Annotated in this window: 14 protein-coding genes; 11 read left to right on the forward strand and 3 right to left on the reverse strand. The window is 74.0% G+C overall.

Features of this window, described 5'->3' with window-relative positions:
* Positions 1-49: 49 nt before the first annotated feature.
* Positions 50-1228: an adenylyltransferase/sulfurtransferase MoeZ gene (moeZ, locus tag OG500_RS23675; RefSeq protein WP_327071655.1), complete on the forward strand. Its 1179-nt coding sequence runs from the start codon at positions 50-52 to the stop codon at positions 1226-1228.
* Between the two features lie 66 nt (positions 1229-1294).
* Here the strand turns inward: moeZ and OG500_RS23680 are convergent, their stop codons facing one another.
* On the reverse strand, positions 1295-4000 hold the full coding sequence (locus tag OG500_RS23680) for a lysylphosphatidylglycerol synthase transmembrane domain-containing protein (RefSeq protein ID WP_329583251.1): 2706 nt from the start codon (positions 3998-4000) through the stop codon (positions 1295-1297).
* 124 nt (positions 4001-4124) lie between these two features.
* Here OG500_RS23680 and OG500_RS23685 point away from each other — a divergent pair, with 124 nt between their 5' ends.
* The 4 genes from OG500_RS23685 (at position 4125) to OG500_RS23700 (ending at position 12776) form a co-directional block, all read left to right on the forward strand.
* The gene (locus OG500_RS23685; protein WP_327068834.1) at positions 4125-4472 is read left to right on the forward strand and encodes an MGMT family protein; all 348 of its coding nucleotides are present in this window, start codon (positions 4125-4127) and stop codon (positions 4470-4472) included.
* A gap of 161 nt (positions 4473-4633) precedes the next feature.
* Positions 4634-8086, forward strand: a complete 3453-nt coding sequence (locus OG500_RS23690) for an ATP-dependent helicase (protein ID WP_327068835.1) — start codon at positions 4634-4636, stop codon at positions 8084-8086.
* Between the two features lie 48 nt (positions 8087-8134).
* The gene (locus tag OG500_RS23695; protein ID WP_329583254.1) at positions 8135-11368 is read left to right on the forward strand and encodes an ATP-dependent DNA helicase; all 3234 of its coding nucleotides are present in this window, start codon (positions 8135-8137) and stop codon (positions 11366-11368) included.
* Between the two features lie 280 nt (positions 11369-11648).
* Positions 11649-12776 carry a PP2C family protein-serine/threonine phosphatase gene (locus OG500_RS23700; RefSeq protein ID WP_327068837.1) on the forward strand — a complete coding sequence of 376 codons (1128 nt, stop codon included), beginning with the start codon at positions 11649-11651 and terminating at the stop codon, positions 12774-12776.
* A gap of 11 nt (positions 12777-12787) precedes the next feature.
* On the opposite strand, the gene OG500_RS23705 is transcribed toward OG500_RS23700, so the two are convergent.
* Positions 12788-13759, reverse strand: a complete 972-nt coding sequence (locus OG500_RS23705; RefSeq protein ID WP_329583257.1) for an endonuclease/exonuclease/phosphatase family protein — start codon at positions 13757-13759, stop codon at positions 12788-12790.
* A gap of 70 nt (positions 13760-13829) precedes the next feature.
* On the opposite strand from OG500_RS23705, the gene OG500_RS23710 reads away from it, so the two are divergent.
* The 6 genes from OG500_RS23710 (at position 13830) to OG500_RS23735 (ending at position 21624) form a co-directional block, all read left to right on the forward strand.
* Complete coding sequence (locus tag OG500_RS23710) at positions 13830-14441, forward strand: PadR family transcriptional regulator (RefSeq protein WP_327068839.1); 612 nt, start codon at positions 13830-13832, stop codon at positions 14439-14441.
* Complete coding sequence (locus OG500_RS23715) at positions 14438-15211, forward strand: ABC transporter ATP-binding protein (RefSeq protein WP_329583261.1); 774 nt, start codon at positions 14438-14440, stop codon at positions 15209-15211. Before OG500_RS23710 ends, OG500_RS23715 begins: the two co-directional genes overlap by 4 nt.
* Positions 15208-17997 carry an FtsX-like permease family protein gene (locus tag OG500_RS23720; RefSeq protein ID WP_329583264.1) on the forward strand — a complete coding sequence of 930 codons (2790 nt, stop codon included), beginning with the start codon at positions 15208-15210 and terminating at the stop codon, positions 17995-17997. The genes OG500_RS23715 and OG500_RS23720 overlap by 4 nt, the downstream gene beginning before the upstream one ends.
* A gap of 95 nt (positions 17998-18092) precedes the next feature.
* Entirely contained in the window at positions 18093-19505 is a 1413-nt protein-coding gene (locus tag OG500_RS23725) for a dipeptidase (protein WP_327068842.1), read from the forward strand.
* A gap of 53 nt (positions 19506-19558) precedes the next feature.
* Positions 19559-20491 carry an NAD(+) diphosphatase gene (gene nudC / locus OG500_RS23730; RefSeq protein ID WP_327071656.1) on the forward strand — a complete coding sequence of 311 codons (933 nt, stop codon included), beginning with the start codon at positions 19559-19561 and terminating at the stop codon, positions 20489-20491.
* A 248-nt stretch (positions 20492-20739) separates the two neighbouring features.
* Positions 20740-21624 (forward strand): GntR family transcriptional regulator, encoded by an 885-nt coding sequence (locus OG500_RS23735; RefSeq protein ID WP_327068843.1) that lies wholly within the window; start codon positions 20740-20742, stop codon positions 21622-21624.
* A 25-nt stretch (positions 21625-21649) separates the two neighbouring features.
* On the opposite strand, the gene OG500_RS23740 is transcribed toward OG500_RS23735, so the two are convergent.
* Complete coding sequence (locus OG500_RS23740) at positions 21650-21904, reverse strand: mycoredoxin (protein ID WP_327068844.1); 255 nt, start codon at positions 21902-21904, stop codon at positions 21650-21652.
* Positions 21905-21968: the final 64 nt, after the last annotated feature.

Genomic DNA, 21968 nt, shown 5'->3' on the forward strand with positions numbered 1-21968 from the left:
GACACTGTTGGCTCAAGGAACCAACGTTTTGACGACCATCGGAGTCCCCGTGTCGCTGCCACCCCTGGTCGAGCCGGCTGCCGAGCTCACCGTAGACGAGGTCCGCCGGTACTCCCGCCACCTGATCATCCCGGATGTCGGGATGGCCGGGCAGAAGCGGCTGAAGAACGCCAAGGTGCTCTGTGTGGGCGCGGGCGGTCTCGGTTCCCCGGCCCTGATGTACCTGGCGGCGGCCGGCGTGGGCACCCTGGGCATCGTCGAGTTCGACACCGTCGACGAGTCCAACCTGCAGCGGCAGATCATCCACGGCCAGTCCGACATCGGCCGTTCCAAGGGCGAGTCCGCGCGCGACTCGGTCAAGGAGATCAACCCGTACGTCGAGGTGATCCTCCACGAGGAGCGCCTCGACAACGACAACGTGATGGAGATCTTCTCCGGCTACGACCTGATCGTCGACGGCACCGACAACTTCGCCACCCGGTACCTGGTCAACGACGCCGCGGTGCTGCTCGGCAAGCCGTACGTCTGGGGTTCGATCTACCGCTTCGACGGCCAGGCCAGCGTCTTCTGGGCCGAGCATGGCCCGTGCTACCGCTGCCTCTACCCGGAGGCCCCGCCGCCGGGTATGGTCCCCTCCTGCGCCGAGGGCGGCGTGCTCGGGGTGCTCTGCGCCTCGATCGGCTCGATCCAGGTCACCGAGGCGATCAAGCTGCTGACCGGGGTCGGCGAGCCGCTGGTCGGCCGGCTGATGATCTACGACGCCCTGGAGATGAACTACCGCCAGGTCAAGGTCCGCAAGGACCCCGACTGCGCGGTCTGCGGCCCGAACCCGACCGTCACCGAGCTGATCGACTACGAGGCGTTCTGCGGGGTGATCTCCGAGGAGGCCCAGGAGGCCGCGCTCGGTTCCACGATCACCTCCAAGCAGCTCAAGGAGATGCAGGACGGCGGCGAGGACATCCTGCTGATCGACGTCCGTGAGCCCGGCGAGTACGAGATCGTCAACATCCCGGGCGCGGTGCTGATCCCCAAGAACGAGTTCCTGATGGGGAACGCGCTGGAGAAGATGCCGCAGGACAAGAAGATCGTGCTGCACTGCAAGACCGGCGTCCGCTCGGCCGAGGTGCTGGCGGTGCTGAAGGCGGCGGGCTTCGCCAACTCCGTCCACCTGGGCGGCGGGGTGATCGGCTGGGTCAACCAGATCGAGCCCGAGAAGCCGGTGTACTGACCGGTCCGGGTATCCGATCCCGGCGCACGGACGAGGCCGGCCCCACGGCGGGGCCGGCCTCGTCCGTTACAGCGCGCCCTGGCGGTGCAGGTAGCTGTAGGCGATCCAGCCCGGCAGCACCGGCAGCCAGAAGGTGAGCAGCCGGAACAGGAAGACCGCCGAGGTGGCGGTCGCCGCCGGCAGCCCGGCGATGCCCAGCGCGAAGATCAGCGCACCCTCGATCGCGCCGATGCCGCCCGGGGTCGGGACGGCGGAACCGGCCGCGTTGGCGGTCAGGAAGATGAACGCGACGGTGGCGAAGTTCATCGAGCCGCCGAAGGCCCGCACCGAGGCGTCCAGGCAGGCGGTGAAGGTCAGCGTCAGCAGCACGATGCCGCCGAAGCCGGTGATCAGCTTGCTGGGCCGCTGCATCAGGTCGAGCATCCGCGGCACCACGCCGAAGAAGAGCGAGCGGACCCGGGTCACCACGAACCGCCGCAGCGGCGCGACCGCCGCGATCACCAGCGCCAGCACGGCCGCGGTGAGCACCCCGATGATCGCGGCCCGCTCGTTGCCGAGGTCGCCGTTGTTCTGGCTGCCGGTGATCAGGCCGAAGGCGAACAGCAGCAGCAGGTGCCCGCCCAGGCCGGCCAGCTGCGAGGCGCCCACGCTCGCCACCGCCTGGCCCGGGCGGATGCCGGCCTTCTGCAGGTAGCGGGTGTTCAGCGCGATGCCGCCGATCGCCGCCGGGGCCACCAGCTTCACGAAGGACCCGGCCAGCTGGGCCGCGACCGTGCGCCGGAACGGCAGCCGCTCGGGCACGAAGCCGGTCAGGCTCATCGCCGCCGCCACGTAGCTGGCCGCCGCGGCGGCCAGGGCCGCGGCCGTCCAGCCCAGGTGCATGTGCGAGAACTTCAGCTGGCCCGGCTGGATGCTGGTCACCGCCAGGTAGCCCGCGAAGGCCAGCGCGACGACCGTTATCAACGTCTTGGGCTTGAGCCGCTCCAGCTTGGCCGGGGCCATCGGGGCCTCGGGGGCGATCTGCAGGATCTGCCCGCGGATCCGGCTGAGCAGGTCCTCGCCGGCCGTGGCGATGTCCTCCTCCGCCTCCTCCCGGGTGCGCTCGCCGCTGGCCACCTGCTCCAGCGCCTTCGCCTGCGCGGCGCCCTTGCGCTCCTTGGTCTGCCGGGCCAGGTCGGCGCGGGTCTGCCGGCTCATCCCGACCGGCTGCAGCAGCGGCAGCGCGGCGGCCACCCGCTCCGCGCCGAGCACCCGGTTGGCGAGGGCGACCGCGCGCTCGGGTCCGATCCGCAGCGCGAAGGTGGTCAGCAGCTGGGCGACGTCGATGCGCAGCGTCAGGTCACCGGCCGCGATGTCGCCGCCGGACAGGTTGACCAGGGCGCCCAGCTTCTCGTCCACCACCAGCAGCGACTCGCCGGTCAGCCGGCGGTGCGCGATCCGGCGCTGGTGCAGGGCGTTGACCGAGAGCCAGAACGAGGCCATCACCTCGTCGGTGACCTCCTGGTCCGCCAGCTCGTCGAGGGTGCGGCCCTCGACCTTCTCGTAGACCAGGATCGCCGCGTCCGGGCCCAGCTCGGAGGTGGCCACCAGCTGCGGGGCGTGCGCGCCCGCCGCGGCGGCGGCGTAGGCGATCAGCGCCTCCTGCTCCAGCGCCTGGCGCAGCGACTGCGGGCTGCGCCGCACCGCGACCGAGCGCAGCCGGACCCGGCGCCAGATCCGGTAGAAGAACCCGGAGGCCTGCTGCTCACGGTCGATGATGTGGACGTCGAGGGCCGGGCCCTCCTGCTGGGCGACGAAGTAGCGGCGGGTGCCGCCGGGCGCGTCCGGGGCGCGGTGCGCGTTCTTCGGGGCGAAGCCGACCCGGCGCAGACCGAGCATCAGGTGCTGCCCGGTGGGCCGGATGTTCGGCGAACCGATCGCGTAGAGCGTCCCGCAGGCGACCGACCAGCCGATCAGCACGGTCAGCAGCAGCGACAGCGGGGTGGTGTAGTTGCTGACCAGCTCGGTGGCGCCGCTGAGCAGCACCGCGGCCCACAGCGCCAGGCGCCAGCGCGGTCTGCTGACCATGCCCACCGCGGTCATGTAGGCGATCACCGGTGCCAGGTAGCCGTGGACCGGTTCGGTGAGCGGGCCGGCGCCCTCGGGTTGCTGGGTCAACGCCTGGCGGATCGTCTCCGAGGCGCCGTCGGCCACCCACCAGTCCACCGCCAGCGAGACGCCGTAGGCCAGGACCGAGGCGAGTACGCCGTCGGCCACCCGCAGGCCGTCGCGTTTGATCAGCCGCTCGACCGCGAAGGCCAGCGGCACGGCCAGCACCGCCACGGTGGAGATCAGGCTGGTCACGGTGCTCAGCCAGGGCGCCACGTTCTTCACGTTGTCGTGGATGTCCGTGCCGATGCCGCTGGTGGTGGACTTGGCGTAGTTGGCGAGCGCGAAGACCGCGATGATGCCGAGCAGGCCGGCCACGAAGCGGATCAGGTCGGTGGGGCGGTGGGCGCGGGCCGCGAGCAGCGGCTCGTCGACCGCGAGCTCGTCGTCCTCGTTCTCGTGGTCCTCGTGGTCCTCGTCGTCCTCGGACTCGTGGCCCTCGGGCTCGGGTTCCTCGGGCGCCGGTCCGGGCGCGGGGGTCGCAGCGGGTGCGGGCAGCGCGACGGGACGCCGCCGCGGCGGCGTCTGCTTCACCAGCGAGACCTTGGGCTCCACAACGGGGGGGAGCGCGGAGGCGGACTCGCCAGCGCCCTCGTCCACATCCACGTCAACCGTCCCGGTCATCTGGTCTTGTCCTCGTATCACCACTCACCGCCCCGAAGATGGTGGCATGCCGGGCAGCCTGCCGCCGGACAGGGGCCGGACCGGGCGCGGCGAATACCCCGCAGGAGGCCCCGGGCTGGTCCGGATGGGCAAGAATGCCCGAGTGACGGACAACAGCGCGGGCCCTCACCTGCCCCCGTACGCCGAGCTGGTGCTCGAACTGGTCGACCGTATCCCGCCGGGGCGGGTGATGACGTACGGAGACGTGGCCGAGTACCTCGGGGAGGGCGGTCCGCGCCAGGTCGGCCGGGTGATGGCGCTCTACGGCGGCTCGGTCGCCTGGTGGCGGGTGGTGCGCGCGGACGGTGCGCTGCTGCCCGGCCACGAGCAGCGGGCGCTGGCGGCCTACCGGCAGGAGGCCACACCCCTGCGCGGCAGGGCCGAGGACTCGCCGCGGGTGGACCTGCGGCAGGCCCGGTGGGACGGGCAGTAGCGCGGACACACCACGATCGTGCCTCCTCGGCGGCCCCGGCGGACCTCGGCCCGGCGCACCCGTTCCCGCGCGCGCCGATGGATCTCGTAGGCTCTAAGACTCCCTTCCGTTTTCCTCACCTTCTTTGACCGTCAGACCTGTCGCCGATCCGCAGGACTTCCGTGGCTTCCCCCTACCGTCTGGTGCGCAGCCCGCTCGTGACGCCCGCGCCGCCCGTGCTGGACCCCTACCAGCGCGCCGTGGCCGAGCACCCGGGCGGCCCGCTGCTGGTGCTCGCGGGACCCGGGACCGGCAAGACCACCACGCTGGTCGAGACGGTGGCCCGCCGGGTCGAGCGGGGCACCGACCCGGAGCGGATCCTGGTGCTGACCTTCAGCCGCAAGGCGGCGATGGAGCTGCGCGACCGGATGGCGGTGCGGCTGGCGTCGGCGCCGCAGGCGACCACCTTCCACTCCTTCTGCTACGCGCTGCTGCGCTCCGAGCAGGAGCCCGAGCGCTACGCCGAGCCGCTGCGCCTGCTGTCCGGGCCCGAGCAGGACGTGATGGTCCGCGAGCTGCTGGCCGGCGGGGCCGAGGACGCGGCGGCCGGGCGCTCGAAGATCAGCTGGCCGCTGGACCTGCGCGCCTGCCTGACCACCCGCGGCTTCGCCGACGAGGTGCGCGCGGTGCTCGCCCGCAGCCGCGAGCTCGGGCTGGGCGAGGCGGAGCTGGCCCGGTTCGCGGACGGCGTGCAGCGGCCCGACTGGAAGGCGGCGGCGCACTTCCTCGCCGAGTACCTGGACGTGCTGGACCTGCGCGGGGTGCTGGACTACGCGGAGCTGGTGCACCGGGCGGTGCTGCTGGCCGAGCGCGCCGGGGTCGACCTGGGCGCGCGCTACGACGCGGTCTTCGTGGACGAGTACCAGGACACCGACCCGGCCCAGGTCAGGCTGCTGCGGCAGCTGGCCGGCGGCGGGCGGGACCTGGTCGCGGTGGGCGATCCGGACCAGTCGATCTACGCGTTCCGCGGCGCGGACGTGAACGGCATCCTGGACTTCCCCCAGCAGTTCCGGCAGCGCGACGGGAGCCCTGCCGAGGTGAAGGTGCTGCGGGTCTCGCGCCGCTCGGCGCCGGTGCTGCTGGCGGCCTCGCGGGAGCTCGCCACCCGGCTGCCGATGGGGCGGCTGCCGACCCAGAAGCTGGCGCAGCACCGCGCGCTGCTGCCGGGGGGGCCGGCGGCAGGTCCCCCCGGGGCGGCCGGTCCCGGCCCCGCGGTGGCCGGCAGCGTGGAGGTCTACAGCTACCCGACCCCGGGCGCCGAGCTGGAGAGCGTCGCCGACCTGCTGCGCCGCGCGCACCTGGAGGACGGGGTGCCGTGGGGCGAGATGGCGGTGCTGGTGCGAGCCGGCGCACGGGCGATCCCCGGTGTGCGCCGGGCGCTGAGCGCGGCGGGCGTCCCGCTGGAGATCGACGGCGACGACCTGCCGCTGCGCGAGGAGCCGGCCGTGGTGCCGCTGCTGCTCGCGCTGCGGGTCTGTGCGGAGGGGGCTGTGCACCAGAAGTCGGCGGAATCGACTTCCGGTGTGGATTCGCTGACCGTCGAGCTGGCCCACACCCTGCTCACCGGTCCGCTCGGCGGACTGGACGGCTCCGACCTGCGCCGGCTGGGCCGTGCGCTGCGCGAGGAGGAGCGGGCGGCGCTGCGGGAACGGCAGGCGCCGGGCGAGGCCGTCGAGGATGTGCGGGCCGCCGACGATGCTGAGGACGATGGGGCTGCTGGGGACGCTGGGGCCAGCGAGGTGCCCGAGGCGGTCGATGCACCGCAGGGGCGCGTGCGAACGCATGTGCGCCCGTCGGACGAGCTGATCCGGGAGGCGCTCGCCCACCCCGAGCAACTGGTGACCCTCGACCTGCCGCCCGCCCGCCGGGCCCGCGAGCTCGGCACCCTGCTGCGCAAGGTGCGGGACCTGCTGGCCGGCGGCGGTACCGCCGAGGAGGCGCTCTGGGAGCTGTGGGACGGCAGCCCGCGCTGGCGCGAGCGCCTGGAGCGCGCCGCCCTGCGCCCCGGCACCGTCGGCCGCAACGCCGACCGTGACCTGGACGCGCTCTGCGCCCTGTTCGAGACGGCCGCCCGCGCCGAGGACCAGGTGACCGGCCACCGCGGCGCCCTCGACCTGCTCGCCGAGGTCGAGGCGCAGGACATCGCCGCCGACACCCTGACCGTGCGCACGGTGCGCCCGGAGGCGGTCCGGCTGATGACCGCGCACCGCTCCAAGGGCCTGGAGTGGCGCCTGGTCGTGGTGGCCGGCGTCCAGGAGGGCCTCTGGCCCGACCTGCGCCGCCGCGGTTCGCTGCTGGAGGCCGACCGGATCGGCCGCGACGGTCTGGCCGAGCCCCTCACCCCTGGTGCGCTGCTCGCCGAGGAGCGCCGTCTCTTCTACGTGGCCGTCACCCGGGCCAAGGAGCGGCTGATCGTCACCGCGGTCAAGGCGCCGGCCGAGGACGGCGACGAGCCCTCGCGCTTCCTGCGCGAGCTCTACCGCGAGCAGGTCGATCCCCGGACCGGTGCCGTGCTGGGACGGGTCCCGCAGGTCACCGTGGCGGACATCACCCACCGCCCCCGCCGACCGCTGTCCGTCGCCGCCCTGGTCGCCGAGCTGCGCGCGGTCACCGTCGACCCCGCCCGCTCGCCCGAGCTGCGCCGCACCGCCGCCGAGCGGTTGGCCACGCTGGCCGCGGCGCGCGGCGAGGACGGCACCGCGCTGGTCCCCGCCGCCCACCCGGACCGCTGGTGGGGGATGGCCGAGGCGACCAGCAGCCCGGCCCCGCTGCGCGAGCCGGACCGCCCGGTCCAGCTCTCCGGCAGCGGCCTGGAGCAGCTCGACTCCTGCTCACTGCAGTGGTTCCTGAGCAAGGAGGTCAAGGCGCAGACCGCGACCTCCGGCGCCCAGGGCTTCGGCAACGTGCTGCACGCGCTGGCCGACGAGGTGGGCTCCGGGCGGACCCCGGCCGACCTCGCGGTGCTGCTGGACCGGCTGGACACCGTCTGGGACGCGCTGGCCTTCGACGCCCCGTGGAAGTCGTCGCAGGAGAAGGCGCAGGCCCGCGCCGCGCTGGAGCGGTTCCTGCACTGGCACGTGCTGGAGCGTGGCCGCACCACGCTGGCCACCGAGCACGGCTTCGACCTCACCCTGCCGGTGGGCGAGCTGGCGGTGCGGATCCGCGGGGTGATGGACCGGGTCGAGCAGGACGCGGTCGGCCGGGCGTACGTGGTCGACTTCAAGACCGGCAAGCGGGCGCCGACCGACAAGTCGCTGCCCGAGCACAAGCAGCTCGCGGTCTACCAGCTGGCCGTCCGCGAGGGCGCGCTGGACGGGCTGGTGAACGACCGGCCGCCGCTGGGCGGTGCCGAGCTGGTCCAGTTGCGCTTCGAGGACAAGAAGCTCCCCGAGGCGCCCAAGGTCCAGCACCAGCCGCCGCCCGAGGGCGAGCCGTGGATCGAGAACCTGCTCGCGGACGCGGCCGGCCGGGTGCTGGCCGAGCGCTTCGTGCCGACCACCGGGGAGGGCTGCGGAACCTGCACCTTCAAGCGCAGCTGCTCCGCCCAGCGCGACGGCCGCCAGCTGCTCGACTGAGGCCGGCGGGCTGCCCGGCCGGCTCACCTGTCCGCTCTCCCGGTTACCGTGGCTGCCATGCTCACCCACCCCGACCAGCTCAAGGAGCTGCTCGGCATCCCCTTCAACCGGGAGCAGATGCTGGCCATCGGCGCCCCGCTGGAGCCTGCCGTGATCGTGGCCGGGGCGGGTTCGGGCAAGACCACGGTGATGGCGGCCCGGGTGGTCTGGCTGGTGGGTTCGGGCGCGGTGCGCCCCGAGCAGGTGCTCGGCCTGACCTTCACCAACAAGGCGGCCGCCGAGCTGGCCGAGCGGGTGCGCACCGCGCTGGCCAGGGCCGGGCTGCGCGAGGGCGGCCCGGCGGAGGCCGGCGGGCCCGAGGGGAGCGGACCGGACGGCGGCGAGCCGGAGATCTCCACCTACCACGCCTTCGCCGGCCGCCTGCTCAAGGAGCACGGCCTGCGGATCGGCATCGAGCCGGACGTGCGGCTGCTCGCCGACGCCACCCGGTTCCAGCTCGCCGCCCGGGTGCTGCGCTCGGCGCGCGGGCCGTTCCCGCACCTCAAGGACCGCTTCGCGGCCCTGGTCGGCGAGCTGACCGCGCTCGACGCCGAGCTGGCCGAGCACCTGGTCGAGCCCGACGAGCTGCGGGCCTTCGACACCGCGCTGCTGGACGAGCTGGCCGTGGCCAAGCTGACCAACCAGGAGCTGCGGGACATCCCCGAGACCGCCCGGGGCCGGCTGGAGCTGCTCACCCTGGTGGAGGAGTACCGCCGCCGCAAGCGCGCGGCCGGCCTGATGGACTTCGGCGACCAGATCGCCGCCTCGGCCCGCCTCGCCCAGCAGCGCCCCGAGGTCGGCCGGCTGCTGCGCGAGCAGTACCAGGTGGTGCTGCTGGACGAGTACCAGGACACCTCGGTGGCCCAGCGCCTGCTGCTCGCCGGGCTCTTCGGCGCCACGCCGGCCCACCGCGGTGGCCACCCGGTCACCGCCGTCGGCGACCCCTGCCAGGCCATCTACGGCTGGCGCGGCGCCTCGGTGGCCAACCTGGACGACTTCCCCGCCCACTTCCCCAAGGCCGACGCGAGCCCGGCCGCCCGCTACGCGCTGAGCGAGAACCGCCGCAGCGGCGGGCGCCTGCTGGCCTTCGCCAACGGGCTGGCCGCGCCGCTGCGGGCGCGCCACGAGGGCGTCGAGGCGCTGCGTGCGGCCCCGGGCGCGGAGCTCGACGGGTTCGTCCGGCTCGCCCTGCTGCCCACGCACGCCGAGGAGATCGACTGGCTGGCCGACTCGATCGCCCACCTGGTGCGCACCGGCACCGCGCCCGGTTCGATCGCGGTGCTCTGCCGCGGCGGCGCGGCCTTCCCCGACATCCACGCGGCGCTGGTGGCCCGCGAGGTCCCGGTCGAGGTGGTGGGCCTGGGCGGGCTGCTCCAGCTGCCCGAGGTGGCCGACCTGGTCGCGGTCTGCGAGGTGCTGCAGGACCCGACCGCCAACGCCGCCCTGGTCCGGCTGCTGATCGGCCCGCGCTGGCGGATCGGCCCGCGCGACCTGGCGCTGCTCGGCCGGCGCGCGGCCGAGCTGGTGCGGGCCGTGCGGCCGCAGGCACCGGACGCGCTGGCCGCCGCCGTCGCCGAGACCGACCCGACGGAGGTGGTCTCGCTCTGCGACGCGCTGGAGACCTTCGTCAGCCCGGGCGAGCAGCCGGACGAGCTGCCCTTCTCGGCGGAGGCCCGGACCCGCTTCGCCCACCTGGCCAGGGAGATCCGCGACCTGCGCCGGGCGCTGGCCGAGCCGCTGATGGACGTGCTGCACCGGGTGCTCGCCGTCACCGGTCTCGACGTCGAGCTGTCCGCCTCGCCGCTGGCACTGGCCGCCCGCCGGCGCGAGACCCTGCAGGCCTTCCTGGACGTCGCGGCCGGCTTCGCCGACCTGGACGGCGATCCGGGCCTGTCCGCCTTCCTGGGCTTCCTGCGGGCCGCCGAGGAGTACGACCGCGGCCTGGACAGCAGCCTCCCGGGCGGCGAGGACACCGTGAAGGTGCTCACCGCGCACAAGGCCAAGGGCCTGGAGTGGGAGGTGGTGGTGCTGCCCGGGCTGGTCAGGGGCGCCTTCCCGAGCAGCCGCGGCCGGGAGCGCTGGACCAGCCGGCGACCGGTGCTGCCCTACCCGCTGCGCGGCGACGCGGCCACCCTGCCCGCCGTCGGGAGCTGGACGGCCAAGGGCATGACCGCCTTCAAGGCGGCGCTGAAGGACCAGACCGTCACCGAGGAGCTGCGGCTCGGCTATGTCGCGGTGACCCGTCCGCGTTCGCTGCTGCTGGCCGGCGGCCACTGGTGGGGGCCGACCCAGAGCACCGTGCGCGGCCCCTCCGAGTACCTGGAGCAGTTGCGCGATCACGCCGAGCGGCCCGGTGCGGGCGAGATCGAGCACTGGGCCGAGCCGCCCGTCGAGGGGGCCGAGAACCCGGCGCTGCGGCGGGCCGGTGACACGCCCTGGCCGCTGCCGCTGGACCCGGGCGCCCAGCTGGCCCGCCGCCGGGTGGCCGAGGTGGTCAACCGGCGCCTGGCCGGTGCCCCGGCGCCCGCGCCCGAGCGGCTGGCGCCCGAGGAGCAGCGCCAGGTGGACTCCTGGGACCGCGACCTGACCGCGCTGCTCGGCGAGCTGGAGCGGTCCCGGCGCACGGGCCGCGAGGTGCCGCTGCCCCCCGCGCTCTCGGCCACCCAGCTGATGCGGCTGGCCGCCGACCCGGACGGCCTGGCGCAGGAGCTGGCCCGCCCGATGCCCCGGCCCCCGGCCACCGCGGCCCGCCGCGGCACCCGGTTCCACGCGTGGATCCAGGCCCAGTACGCCCCGCTGCCGCTGCTGGAGCCCGACGCCCTGCCGGGGCTGGAGGACGACGAGATCGAGGACGAGCGTGATCTTGAACACCTCAAGGAGGCCTTCCTGCGCGGCCCCTACGCGAACCGGCGGCCCTTCCGGGTCGAGGCGCCGGTGCAGCTGGTGCTCGCCGGGCGGGTGGTGCGCGGCCGGATCGACGCGGTGTACCGCGAGCGTGACGACGACTGTGGGTCACGAGGCGGGTACCGCTACGAGGTGGTGGACTGGAAGACCGGCCATCTGGAGCGGGCCGATCCGCTCCAGCTCGCCATCTACCGGGTGGCCTGGGCCGAGCAGCTCGGCCTGCCGCTGGAGCAGGTCACCGCGGCCTTCTGCTACGTCCGCAGCGGGCGGATCGAGCGGCCGCCAGGACTTCCCGACCGGAACGTGTTGGAAATGCTTCTGATCGGGAAGAGTGACTAATAGGTCACAGAGAGCATCCAACTCGTCACGGAGTCGCGCGAAACCGATGCGTCGTGCACGTTTCGCGCCTATTGTGGGGTCGGTAACCGGTCACCCGCGTCTGCTCGGCCGCCGGACAGGCCCCATTTCCTCACCCTCAGTCATCGCCGCAGGTGCCCAAGCGGGCGCCAGGCGCCTTCTGCTGGAGACACCTAAGTTGAGCGCCACCGGGAAGTTGAGCGCGACCGGATGGTTCAGAGACCGGCTGGCCGGTCCGACCCGGGGCCCGGCCACCGTTCGCGTGACGGGGACCTGGCCCAGGACAGCACTCGCCCTGCCGTTCATCGGCATGGCCCTGGTGGCCTGCCTGGACTACTTCAGCACCACCGAGGTCACGGTCGAGCCCGCCCTCACCGCCGTGCCGGCGCTGGCCGCGATCGTCAGCCGCCGGGTCTGGTACCCGATCCTGACCGGCTTCCTGGCCGAGATCGCCGCCTTCGCCCTGGCCGGCTACAACCACGTGCTCGGCGAGTCCGTGCACAGCGCCACGGTCTTCGCGGTCGCGCTGGTCACCGCGATCAGCTGGGTCAGCGCCACCCTGCGGGTCCGCCAGGAGCAGGCGCTGGCCGACGCCCAGCTGGTGGCCGAGATCGCCCGCCGGGTGCTGCTGCGCTCGGTGCCCGACCGGGTGGGCAGCGTGCGGGCCGCCGTGCACTACGCCGCCGCCGCCGCGCACGCCCGGATCGGCGGTGACCTCTACGAGGTGGTCAACACCCGGCACGGCGTGCGCGCGGTCGTCGGTGACGTGCGGGGCAAGGGGCTGGGAGCGGTGGAGACCGCCGCGGCCGTGCTGGGTGCCTTCCGCGAGGCGGCGCACCAGGAGCCGGCCCTGGACAAGGTGGCCGGCTGGCTGGCCGTCAGCCTGGACCGGGCCCTGCACGAGCACGAGCACCCCGGGGTCGAGGAGGAGTTCGTCACCCTGGTGCTGATCGGGGTCGCGCCGGACGGCAGCGCCGAGATCGTCAACTGCGGCCACCCGGCGCCGCTGCTGCTGGGCGGCGACGGTGTGGTGCGCGTGCTGGAGCTGGCGGAGACGGTGCCGCCGCTGGGCGTGCTCGATCCGGACCAGGTCGCGCCGCCGGTGCAACGGGTGCCCTTCGCACCCGGCGACCGGGTGCTGCTCTTCACCGACGGCGTGATCGAGGCGCGCGACCGGGCCGGCCAGTTCTACCCGCTGGCCGAGCGGCTGCCCGTCTGCGCGACGGGCGGCCCGGTGGAGGTGCTGCACCGGCTGCACGCCGACGTGGTGCGCCACGTCGGCAAGCAGCTCGGCGACGACGCGGCGATGCTGCTGCTGCAGTACGAGCCGGTGCTGGGCGGCGCCCCGCAGCAGCTGCCGCACCAGAACGGCCGGCTGGCCCGCCAGTAGTCGTCAGCCCCTCAGAGGTCGACCTCCACCAGCAGCGGCCGGTGGTCCGAGACCCCGACCCGGGGCGCCGAGACGGTGCCCACCGCCGTGCGCGGCACACCGACCGCGAGCACGTGGTCGAACTGCACGGTCGGGCGGTGCGAGGGGTAGGTGGGGGTGCGGGCCAGGTCGTGCCAGCCGCGCAGCCGCGGCCCCGCCTCGCGCGCGGCCCGGCGGCGCGCGCTCGGCAGCGGGCGCGGGTAGCGGACGGCCCGCGCCTCGCGCGGACGGCGGCCCGCGGCCGGTGAGCGGTCCAGCGCGGTGGCCCCGCCGAGCACGGTGCGCGGCACCGGGCCGACCAGGTTGAAGTCGCCGAGCACCAGGTAGGGCCTGGGCAGATCGGCGATCCAGCGGCGGATGCCGGCCAGCTGGGCCATGTTCCAGCCCGGGACGAACGACAGGTGGGTGGCGACCACGGTGAACGGACCGCGCTCGCCGGTGAGGACCGCCGCCAGCGCCGCGCGCGGCTCGTCCGGCACCGGGGTCAGCCCGCGCCGGCCCGCCACCCGCAGCGGCAGCCCGAACGGGGCCGGTGCGAACCGCCGGGCGCGCCAGTGCTGCACCGGCAGCCGGGTGAGCAGGGTGGTGCCGTAGGAGGGCAGGTCGGTGGCGCTGTCCAGTTCCTCGGGCCCGTAGACCCGCAGGCCGGGGACCGCCGGGTCGCGCAGCCAGCCGGCCACCGGCGCGGGGCGGCCGTGCAGCGCGGCGGCGAACCGCCAGTCGCCGGCGCCCATCGCGGCGGCGGCCACCGCGCTCTGGTCGCTCAGGCCGGAGCGCTGCTGGTAGCGGTCCACCTCCTGGAGCGCCAGCACGTCGGCGTCCAGCGCGGCGATCGCCTCGTGCAGCGGGTCGTCGGCCTGGTCCGAGTAGGGCAGGGGGCTGCCGTCGGCGGCCAGCGGCTGGCCGTGCAGCAGGTTGAAGGTCGCGATGCGAAGCGGGCTCACCTTGGCGACGGTACGCCAGGAAGGTGGCGAAGCTTGAGAGTGAACTGCATACCAGGTATACATACCTGGTATGTCCATCAGACACGGTCTGCTCGCCCTGCTCGATCAGGGGCCCCGTTACGGCTACCAGTTGCGCACCGAGTTCGAGGCGAGGACCGGTGCCACCTGGCCACTCAATGTCGGCCAGGTCTACACCACCCTCAACCGCCTGGAGCGCGACGGCCTGGTCGTTCCCGACGGGGAGGACGAGGATGGGCACCTGTTCTACGCCGTCACTGAGAAGGGACGTGCGGAACTGCGTGCCTGGTTCGACAGCCCGGTGCCGCGGACCAATCCGCCCCGGGACGAACTGGCGATCAAGCTCGCCATGGCGGTGACCGTGCCCGGCGTCGACGTCCAGGCCGTGGTCCAGGCCCAGCGCCGGCACAGCATCCAGGCGCTGCAGGACTACACCCGGCTCAAGGCCCGGGCGCTGGCGGGCGAGAGCGCCGCCGGCGCCGCCCAGGGGGCCGAGCTGGCCTGGCTGCTGGTGCTGGAGCAGCTGATCTTCCAGGCCGAGGCCGAGGTCCGCTGGCTGGACCACTGCGAGACCCGGCTCGCCGCCCACCGGGCCCAGCCCGCCGCGGCCCCGGACGCGGTGCCCGCTCGCCGCCGTGTCAAGGAACAGCTGGGGGAACGTTGAACCGTACGCCGTCCCGCGACCGCACCGAGCCCGTGCTGCACCTGGAGCAGGTGAACCGGGTCCACGGCCAGGGCGCCGCCGAGGTTCACGCCCTGCGTGGCGTGAACCTGCAGGTCCATCCGGGTGAGTTCGTCGCCGTGATGGGCCCCTCGGGTTCCGGCAAGTCCACCCTGCTCACGCTGGCCGGCGGGCTGGACAGCCCGACCAGCGGGCGGGTCCTGGTGGAGGGGCGGTCGCTGGGCGACCTCTCGCGCCGCAAGCTGGCCGAGGTCCGCCGCCGCTCGGTCGGCTACGTCTTCCAGGACTACAACCTGATACCGGCGCTGACGGCGCTGGAGAACATCATGCTGCCGCGCGAACTGGACGGGGTGTCCACCCGCGCCGCCCGCCGCGAGGCGGCCACGTCGCTGGAGGAGATGGGCATCGCCGACCTGGCGAACCGCTTCCCCGAGGACATGTCGGGCGGCCAGCAGCAGCGGGTGGCGATCGCCCGCGCGCTGATCGGCGAGCGCCGCCTGGTGCTGGCCGACGAGCCCACCGGCGCACTGGACTCCGCCACCGGCGAGACCGTGCTGGCCGTGCTGCGCAACCGCTGCGACGCGGGCGCCGCCGCCATGATGGTCACCCACGAGGCCCGGCACGCCGCCTGGGCGGACCGGGTGGTCTTCCTGCGCGACGGCCGGCTGGTCGACGAGACCGGTCGGCAGGACGCCGACAGCCTGCTCGTCACGGCCGCGACCAACAGCCTGAAGCGGCCGGTGACCGAGTGAGGAAGCTCCTCTCCTGGAAGGTCGCGCTGCGCATCGCCCGCCGCGACGCGCTGCGCGCCAAGGGCCGCAGCCTGCTGGTGCTGGCCATGATCGCGATGCCGGTGCTCGGCGTCACCGGCATCGACGTGGTCTACCGCAGCAGCACCCTGACCCCCGCCGAGCAGCTCGACCGCGGGCAGGGCCGCGCCGACCTGCTGCTCGCTTCGCACCTGCGCGGCGGCACCGTCCAGCAGGCACCGCTCCCCAGCGAGGGCGAGTTCGACGAACCCCCCGCCGCGACGCTCACCCCCCAGCAGCAGCGCAGCGTGCAGACCGACCCGGCCGTGCTGGCCGCCCAGTTGCTGCCGCCCGGCTCGGTACTGGTCCCGCTGCAGAAGAGCCAGGGCCTGCAGGCCGGCACCGCGCACGGACAGCTGCAGACCGTGGCGACCGAGGCCGACCTGACCGACCCGATCTGGCACGGCAAGATCAACCTGATTCACGGTCATGCCCCGGTGGACGGCGGACAGATCGCCGTCACGCAGCGCTTCCTGGACGACTCCGGCCTCGAGCTCGGCGGCACCACCAGGCTGCAGGGCCTGGGCGAGGCGCCCTTCACCATCACCGGGGTGGTCGAGTACCCGGACGAGCTCGGGCTCAACGCCATGGTCGCGCGCCCCGGCGCGCTGAGCGGCGGGCAGCCCTCGGACGCCTCCCCGGTCACCGGCTGGCTGGTGCGACTGCCGGCCGGCGCCACCGTCGACTGGGCCAAGGTCCAGGAACTGAACCAGTACGGCTTCGTGGCCACCTCGCGCAGCGTGGTGCTGAACCCGCCGGCCCGCTCCCAGGTGCCGTACTACGTCCAGCACGGCAACGTGTCGGGCGACAGCTACTTCAACCGGACCACCGTGGTGGTGCTGGTCACCGTCGCCGGCATGGCGCTGCTGGAGATCGTGCTGCTGGCGGGCCCTGCCTTCGCCGTCGGGGCCCGGCGCTCCCGGCGGCAGTTGGGTCTGCTGGCCGCCGCCGGTGGTGACCAGGCGCAGGTGCGCGCGGTGGTGCTGGGCGGCGGGGTGGTGCTGGGCCTGGCCGGGGCGGCGGTCGGCGTGCTGCTGGCCGTGCTGCTCGTGGCGGTCACCCGGCCGTGGACCGAACCGATGGCCGGCCGTCGGTTCGGAGCGCTGCGGGTGCTCCCGCTCGACCTGCTCGGCATCATCGCGATCGGGCTGGCCACCGGGCTGCTCGCCGCCGTCGTGCCGGCCTTCCAGGCCTCCCGGCAGGACGTGGTGGCCGCGCTCACCGGCCGGGGCGGGGTCAAGCCGCCGTCCAGGAAGGTCACCCTGCTGGGGCTGCTGATGCTGACCGGCGGGGCGGCGCTGGCCCTGCTCGGCGCGACCCGTGGGCTGGGCGCCCGTAGCGCGACGGTGCTCGGCGGCTCGATGATCGCCGAGCTGGGCATGGTCGCCTGCACCCCGATGGTGGTCGGGCTCTTCGGCAAGCTGGGTCGCTGGCTGCCGCTGGGCCCCCGACTGGCGCTGCGCGACTCGGTGCGCCACCGCGGCCGGACCGCGCCGGCGGTGGCCGCCGTGATGGCGGCGGTGGCCGGGGCCGTCGCGGTGGGGATCTACACCGCGAGCGCCGACGAGGCGAGCCGGCAGTCCTACCAGCCCTCGGCGCCGAGCAAGGGGGTCACCCTGTCCTTCTACAACGCCGCCGTGGGCAGCCCGGCGGTCTTCGCCGACCAGCGCGCCGCGGTCGAGCGCTCCATCCCGGACCTGGGGCCCCGCGCCGACATCAGCACCACGCGCTACCCCGTGGGGTGCGATGCGACCCACAACCGGTGCGGGCTCGTGCTGGCCGAGGCGTCACCGGCCCAGCGCTGCCCCTTGGAGGACGGCCAGAGGCACAGTCCGGCGGAGTACGACCAGTCCCGGAGCGACCCGCGCTGTGCGGACACCATGCTGTCCCACGGTGCCTTCGGCTCGCTGGTGGTCGGCGACGCCACCGTGCTGCGCACCTTCTTCGGCCTGCACGACAGCGCCGCCGAGCAGGCGGCGGCCGACGGCCGGGTGCTGGTCTTCGACCAGCGGATGCTGCAGGACGGCAAGGCCTACCTGCGGCTCGAGGAACCCTACTCGCAGTCCCAGCAGGCCCCCTTTGGGCCGCCGCCGAGCCACGAGATCACGGCGGACGCCATGCTGGCGTCGCTCCCGAACTCACTCGGGGGGATGTTCATGACCCCGCAGACAGCCGTCCGGCTCGGGCTCGGCACCGCCGACGCGGGCTCGGTCTGGGTGCCGCCGGCGATGCCGAAGTCGGCCGCCGAGCAGCACGCCCGCGCGCAGGTCGCGGCCGTCAGTCAGCAGGGCTGGGACCTGCAGGTCGAGCGCGGCTACCAGACGCAGCACGGCCTGATGGAGCTCGGTTTGACCGGCTTCGCCGTCCTGGTGGCGCTGGGTGCGGCGGGCATCGCCACCGGGCTGGCCTCCGCCGACTCGCAGCAGGACCTGACCACGCTGGCCGCGGTCGGCGCGGCGCCGCGGATCCGGCGCACGCTCTCCGGCTTCCAGTGCGGGGTGATCGCGGCGATGGGCGCGGTGCTCGGCACGGTCTGCGGGATGGTGCCGGCGGTGGCGCTGCGACGGGTCGACGGGACAGCCGCCTCGCCGATCGACCACGCGCACACGGTGATCGCCTTCCCCTGGGCGAACATCGCGCTGACCCTGGTCGGTCTGCCGCTGCTGGCCGTGCTGCTGGCCGCCCTGCTGACCCGCTCGCGGATCGTCCTGCTGCGGCGGGCCGGCTAGCGGCCGCGGCGGGTGATGGAGGTTACATGTCGCTGTGGTCCCGGGTCGCGGACCACAGCGACACGTGGCAGGTCGGGCGAACTAAAGTCGTCCGTATGACGAAAACCCCGGACAGCGTCGTCCGTTCCTTCATCGATCAGCACCAGGCCGGCTTCCTGGCCGACCTGGCCGACTGGCTGCGCATCCCGTCGGTCTCGGCCGACCCGGAGCGGGCCGGCGACGTGCGCCGGTCGGCCGAGTGGCTGGTGGCCAAGCTGCGCGAGACCGGGTTCCCGGTCGCGGAGGTCTGGGAGTCCGACGGGCTGCCCGCGGTCTTCGCCGAGTGGCCCTCGGGCGAGGCCGACGCGCCCACCGTGCTGGTCTACGGCCACCACGACGTGCAGCCCGCCGCCAAGGCGGACGGCTGGGACACCGAGCCGTTCGAGCCGGTGACCATCGGCAACCGGCTCTACGCCCGCGGCGCCGCCGACGACAAGGGCCAGGTGTTCTTCCACACCCTGGGCCTGCGCGCGCACCTGGCCGCCACCGGACGGACCGCGCCGGCCGTCAACCTCAAGCTGCTGATCGAGGGCGAGGAGGAGTCCGGCTCGCCGAACTTCAGCGCGCTGATCCGTCGTCAGGCCGAGCGGCTCGCCGCCGACCTGGTCTTCGTCTCGGACACCGGGATGTGGAGCGAGACCACGCCCACCGTCTGCACCGGCATGCGCGGCAAGGCCGACTGCCAGATCGACCTGTACGGCCCGGACAGCGACATCCACTCCGGCTCCTTCGGCGGTGCGGTGCCCAACCCGGCCGCCACCGCCGCCGAGCTGGCGTCCGCGCTGCACGACGCCGAGCGGCGGGTCGCGGTGCCCGGCTTCTACGACGGCGTGGTCGAGCTGACCGGGCACGAGCGCGAGCTCTTCGCCAAGCTGCCCTTCGACGAGGAGGGCTGGCTGCGCACCGCGAAGTCGCACGGCACCCAGGGCGAGGCCGGCTACTCGACCCTGGAGCGGGTCTGGGCCCGGCCCACCGCCGAGGTCAACGGCCTCTGGGGCGGCTACACCGGCCCGGGCAGCAAGACCATCGTGCCGGCCGAGGCGCACCTCAAGATCTCCTTCCGGCTGGTCGCCGGGCAGGACACCGAGCGGGTCGAGCAGGCGATCGCCGACTGGGTGGCCGGGCAGCTGCCGGACGGCATCCGGCACGAGATCACCTTCCGGGCCGCGACCCGTCCCTGCCTGACCCCGCTGGACCACCCGGCGCTGCAGTCCACCGTGCGGGCGATGGGCCGGGCCTTCGAGCAGGAGATCCTCTTCACCCGCGAGGGTGGTTCCGGGCCGGCCGCCGACCTGCAGGACGTGCTCGGGGCGCCGGTGCTCTTCCTCGGCATCTCGGTGCCCTCGGACGGCTGGCACTCCATCAACGAGAAGGTCGAACTCGACCTGCTGCGCAAGGGGGTGGAGGCCGCCGCCTACCTGTGGGGCGACCTCGCCGAGAACTACCGGCTGCCCGCCGCCGGCCGCTGACGTGCCGGCTCAACTGACGTATCTCGGATCGGGGACGGATCGACGTGAGCACCATGCCTGACACCGAACAGCCGCTGGGGCCCGTGCTGGCCAGGGCCGGGGTGGACCGGGCGGCCCAGCACCGCCTGGACGAGCCGTGGCTGGCGGCCGCCTGGAGCCATCCCAGCACCAAGGTGCTGCCGATCGCCGGTGGCGAGGCTTTCGTGGTGGACACCGAGACCGGCACCGAGCTGGTCCTGCTGCCCTCCTTCGAGGCGCCGCAGACCGGTGACCGCTACTTCCTGGGCACCGACGCGGACGGCGTGTCCTACTTCGCGCTGGCCGGTGAGACGCTGCCGGGGCGCCTCGACGGCGACGCGCGCCCGGCCGGGCTGCGCGAGGTCGGCGCCACCCTCTCCGACCGCGACGCCGGGCTGCTGGTGCACGCGGTGGCCCTGGAGCACTGGCACCGGCTGCACAGCTTCTGCTCGCGCTGCGGGCACCCGACGGAGAAGGCCGGTGCGGGCCACCTGCGCCGCTGCACCTCCTGCGCGGCCGAGCACTACCCGCGCACCGACCCGGCGGTGATCATGGTGATCACCGACGAGCAGGACCGCTGCCTGCTGGGCCGTCAGGCGCTCTGGCCGGAGGGCCGCTGGTCGACGCTGGCCGGCTTCGTCGAGCCGGGCGAGTCGATCGAGCAGGCGGTGGCCCGCGAGGTGCTGGAGGAGGCCGGGGTGCGGGTCGGTGAGGTCAGCTACGTGGCCAGCCAGCCGTGGCCGTTCCCGGCCAGCCTGATGCTGGGCTTCGTCGGCAAGGCCGAGCCGGGCGGCACCGCGATCACGGTGGACGGCGAGGAGCTGGCCGAGGCGCGCTGGTTCTCCCGGGAGGAGCTGCGGGCCGGCATGGAGTCCGGCGAGATCCTGCCGCCCTCGGGGATCTCGATCGCCCGGCACCTGATCGAGCGCTGGTACGGCGGGCCGATGCCGAGCGCTGCGCGCTGGTAGCGGACGGGGGCGCGGCCTCGGCGGCGCCCCGCACAGGAGTGGAAATAGCGCGGGGGGCGTGTGGGAAATAACCCACGCCCCCCGTTGTCTTGCCGCGCGCTCGAATGGTCACAGGTCCGGGAGTATTGGGTGTCTGTGCAGGTCAGATACCCTGTCTCGATCTTCTGATCAATTTCCCGGCGGGCAATCATGGCCAATTATGGGCGGTTTAGCTGAAATGCCCCGGCCGGCGTCGCTACATTCCCAGGGTGACCATCTCCAGTGGAAGCGTTCCGTCCCCCAAGTACCAGCGACTGGCCGCCGACCTGCGCCGCCGGATCGCGGCCGGAGAGTGGCGCGGCGACACCGCCCTCCCGGTGGAGTCCGAACTGGAGCAGCAGTACGGCGTGGCCCGCAACACCGTCCGCCTGGCGGTCGACGTGCTGGTCAACGAGGGGCGGCTGGTGCGGCTGCAAGGCAAGGGCACCTTCCTGCGTGAGCACCCGGTGCTGGACCACTGGGCCTTCGGGCCGCCGCTGACCGCCTCACCGGTGGACGCGGTGGCGCACCAGGCCGTGGGGCCGGCGGCGGAGCTGCTGTCGCCCGGCCGCGCCGGGCCGGCCCCCGCGGTGCCCGCGCAGCGCAACGGCCTGGCATCGCCCAGCGCCGTCTACAGCGTCGAGGCGGACGCGGCCGGCCGGTCGCTGACGGCCGAGTTCGAGATGCTCATCGTGCGAGCCCGGGTGGACATCGCCGAGCGCCTGGGGCTGCGGCCCGGCGAAGCGGTGGTGGTCCGCCGCCAGCTGCGGCTGATGGACCGCGAGCCCTACTCGATCGAGGAGAGCCACTACCGGGCCGGGGTGGCGGCCGGGACGGCGCTGATGGAGCCCGACCCGGTGCCGGGCGGGGACGAGGCGGTGCTGGCGGCGCTGGGGCGCAGCGAGATCGGGGCGGTGGACCAGCTGGTCTCCCGGATGCCCGGGCCCGAGGAGGCGCAGTGGTTCCAGGGCGGGCCCGGGGTGCCGCTGCTGGTGCAGACCCGGGTCACCTACGACCGGCGCGGACCGGTCCGGGTGATCGAGACCCGCTACTCGGCGGACCGCTGCCGGCTCGTCTACGGGCTCGGCGAGCTGGCAGCCCGGCCGGTCGGCTGACCGGCCGGGCCGCCCGCAGCCGGCGTCAGGCGGCGAGCGCCTTCTGGACGTCGCGCAGGCTCGGGTTGGTCATCACGGTCTCCTTGCCGCTGGGGGCGACCACCAGGACGGTGGGAACCGTCTGGTTGCCGTCGTTGACCGACTCGACGAACGACGCGGAACCCGGGTCGTGCTCGATGTTGATCTCGGTGTAGCCGATGCCCTCGCGGTCCAGCTGGCTCTTCAGCCGCTGGCAGTAGCCGCACCAGGTCGTGCTGTACATCGTCACGCTGCCGGACATCGAACGGGCTCCTTCGTCATCGGGTGGTCTCGCGCTGCACAACGTACGTGACGGCGCCGCCATT

Source organism: Kitasatospora sp. NBC_01250 (assembly GCF_036226465.1).
Classification (GTDB): Bacteria; Actinomycetota; Actinomycetes; order Streptomycetales; family Streptomycetaceae; genus Kitasatospora.

Excerpts from the sequence above, each read along its gene's own strand:
- OG500_RS23710 (WP_327068839.1), top strand. The coding sequence starts at position 13,830 with ATGTCCATCAGACACGGTCTGCTCGCCCTGCTCGATCAGGGGCCCCGT.
- OG500_RS23680 (WP_329583251.1), bottom strand. The coding sequence starts at position 4,000 with ATGACCGGGACGGTTGACGTGGATGTGGACGAGGGCGCTGGCGAGTCC.
- OG500_RS23725 (WP_327068842.1), top strand. The coding sequence starts at position 18,093 with ATGACGAAAACCCCGGACAGCGTCGTCCGTTCCTTCATCGATCAGCAC.
- OG500_RS23685 (WP_327068834.1), top strand. The coding sequence starts at position 4,125 with ATGGGCAAGAATGCCCGAGTGACGGACAACAGCGCGGGCCCTCACCTG.
- nudC (WP_327071656.1), top strand. The coding sequence starts at position 19,559 with ATGCCTGACACCGAACAGCCGCTGGGGCCCGTGCTGGCCAGGGCCGGG.
- OG500_RS23740 (WP_327068844.1), bottom strand. The coding sequence starts at position 21,904 with ATGTCCGGCAGCGTGACGATGTACAGCACGACCTGGTGCGGCTACTGC.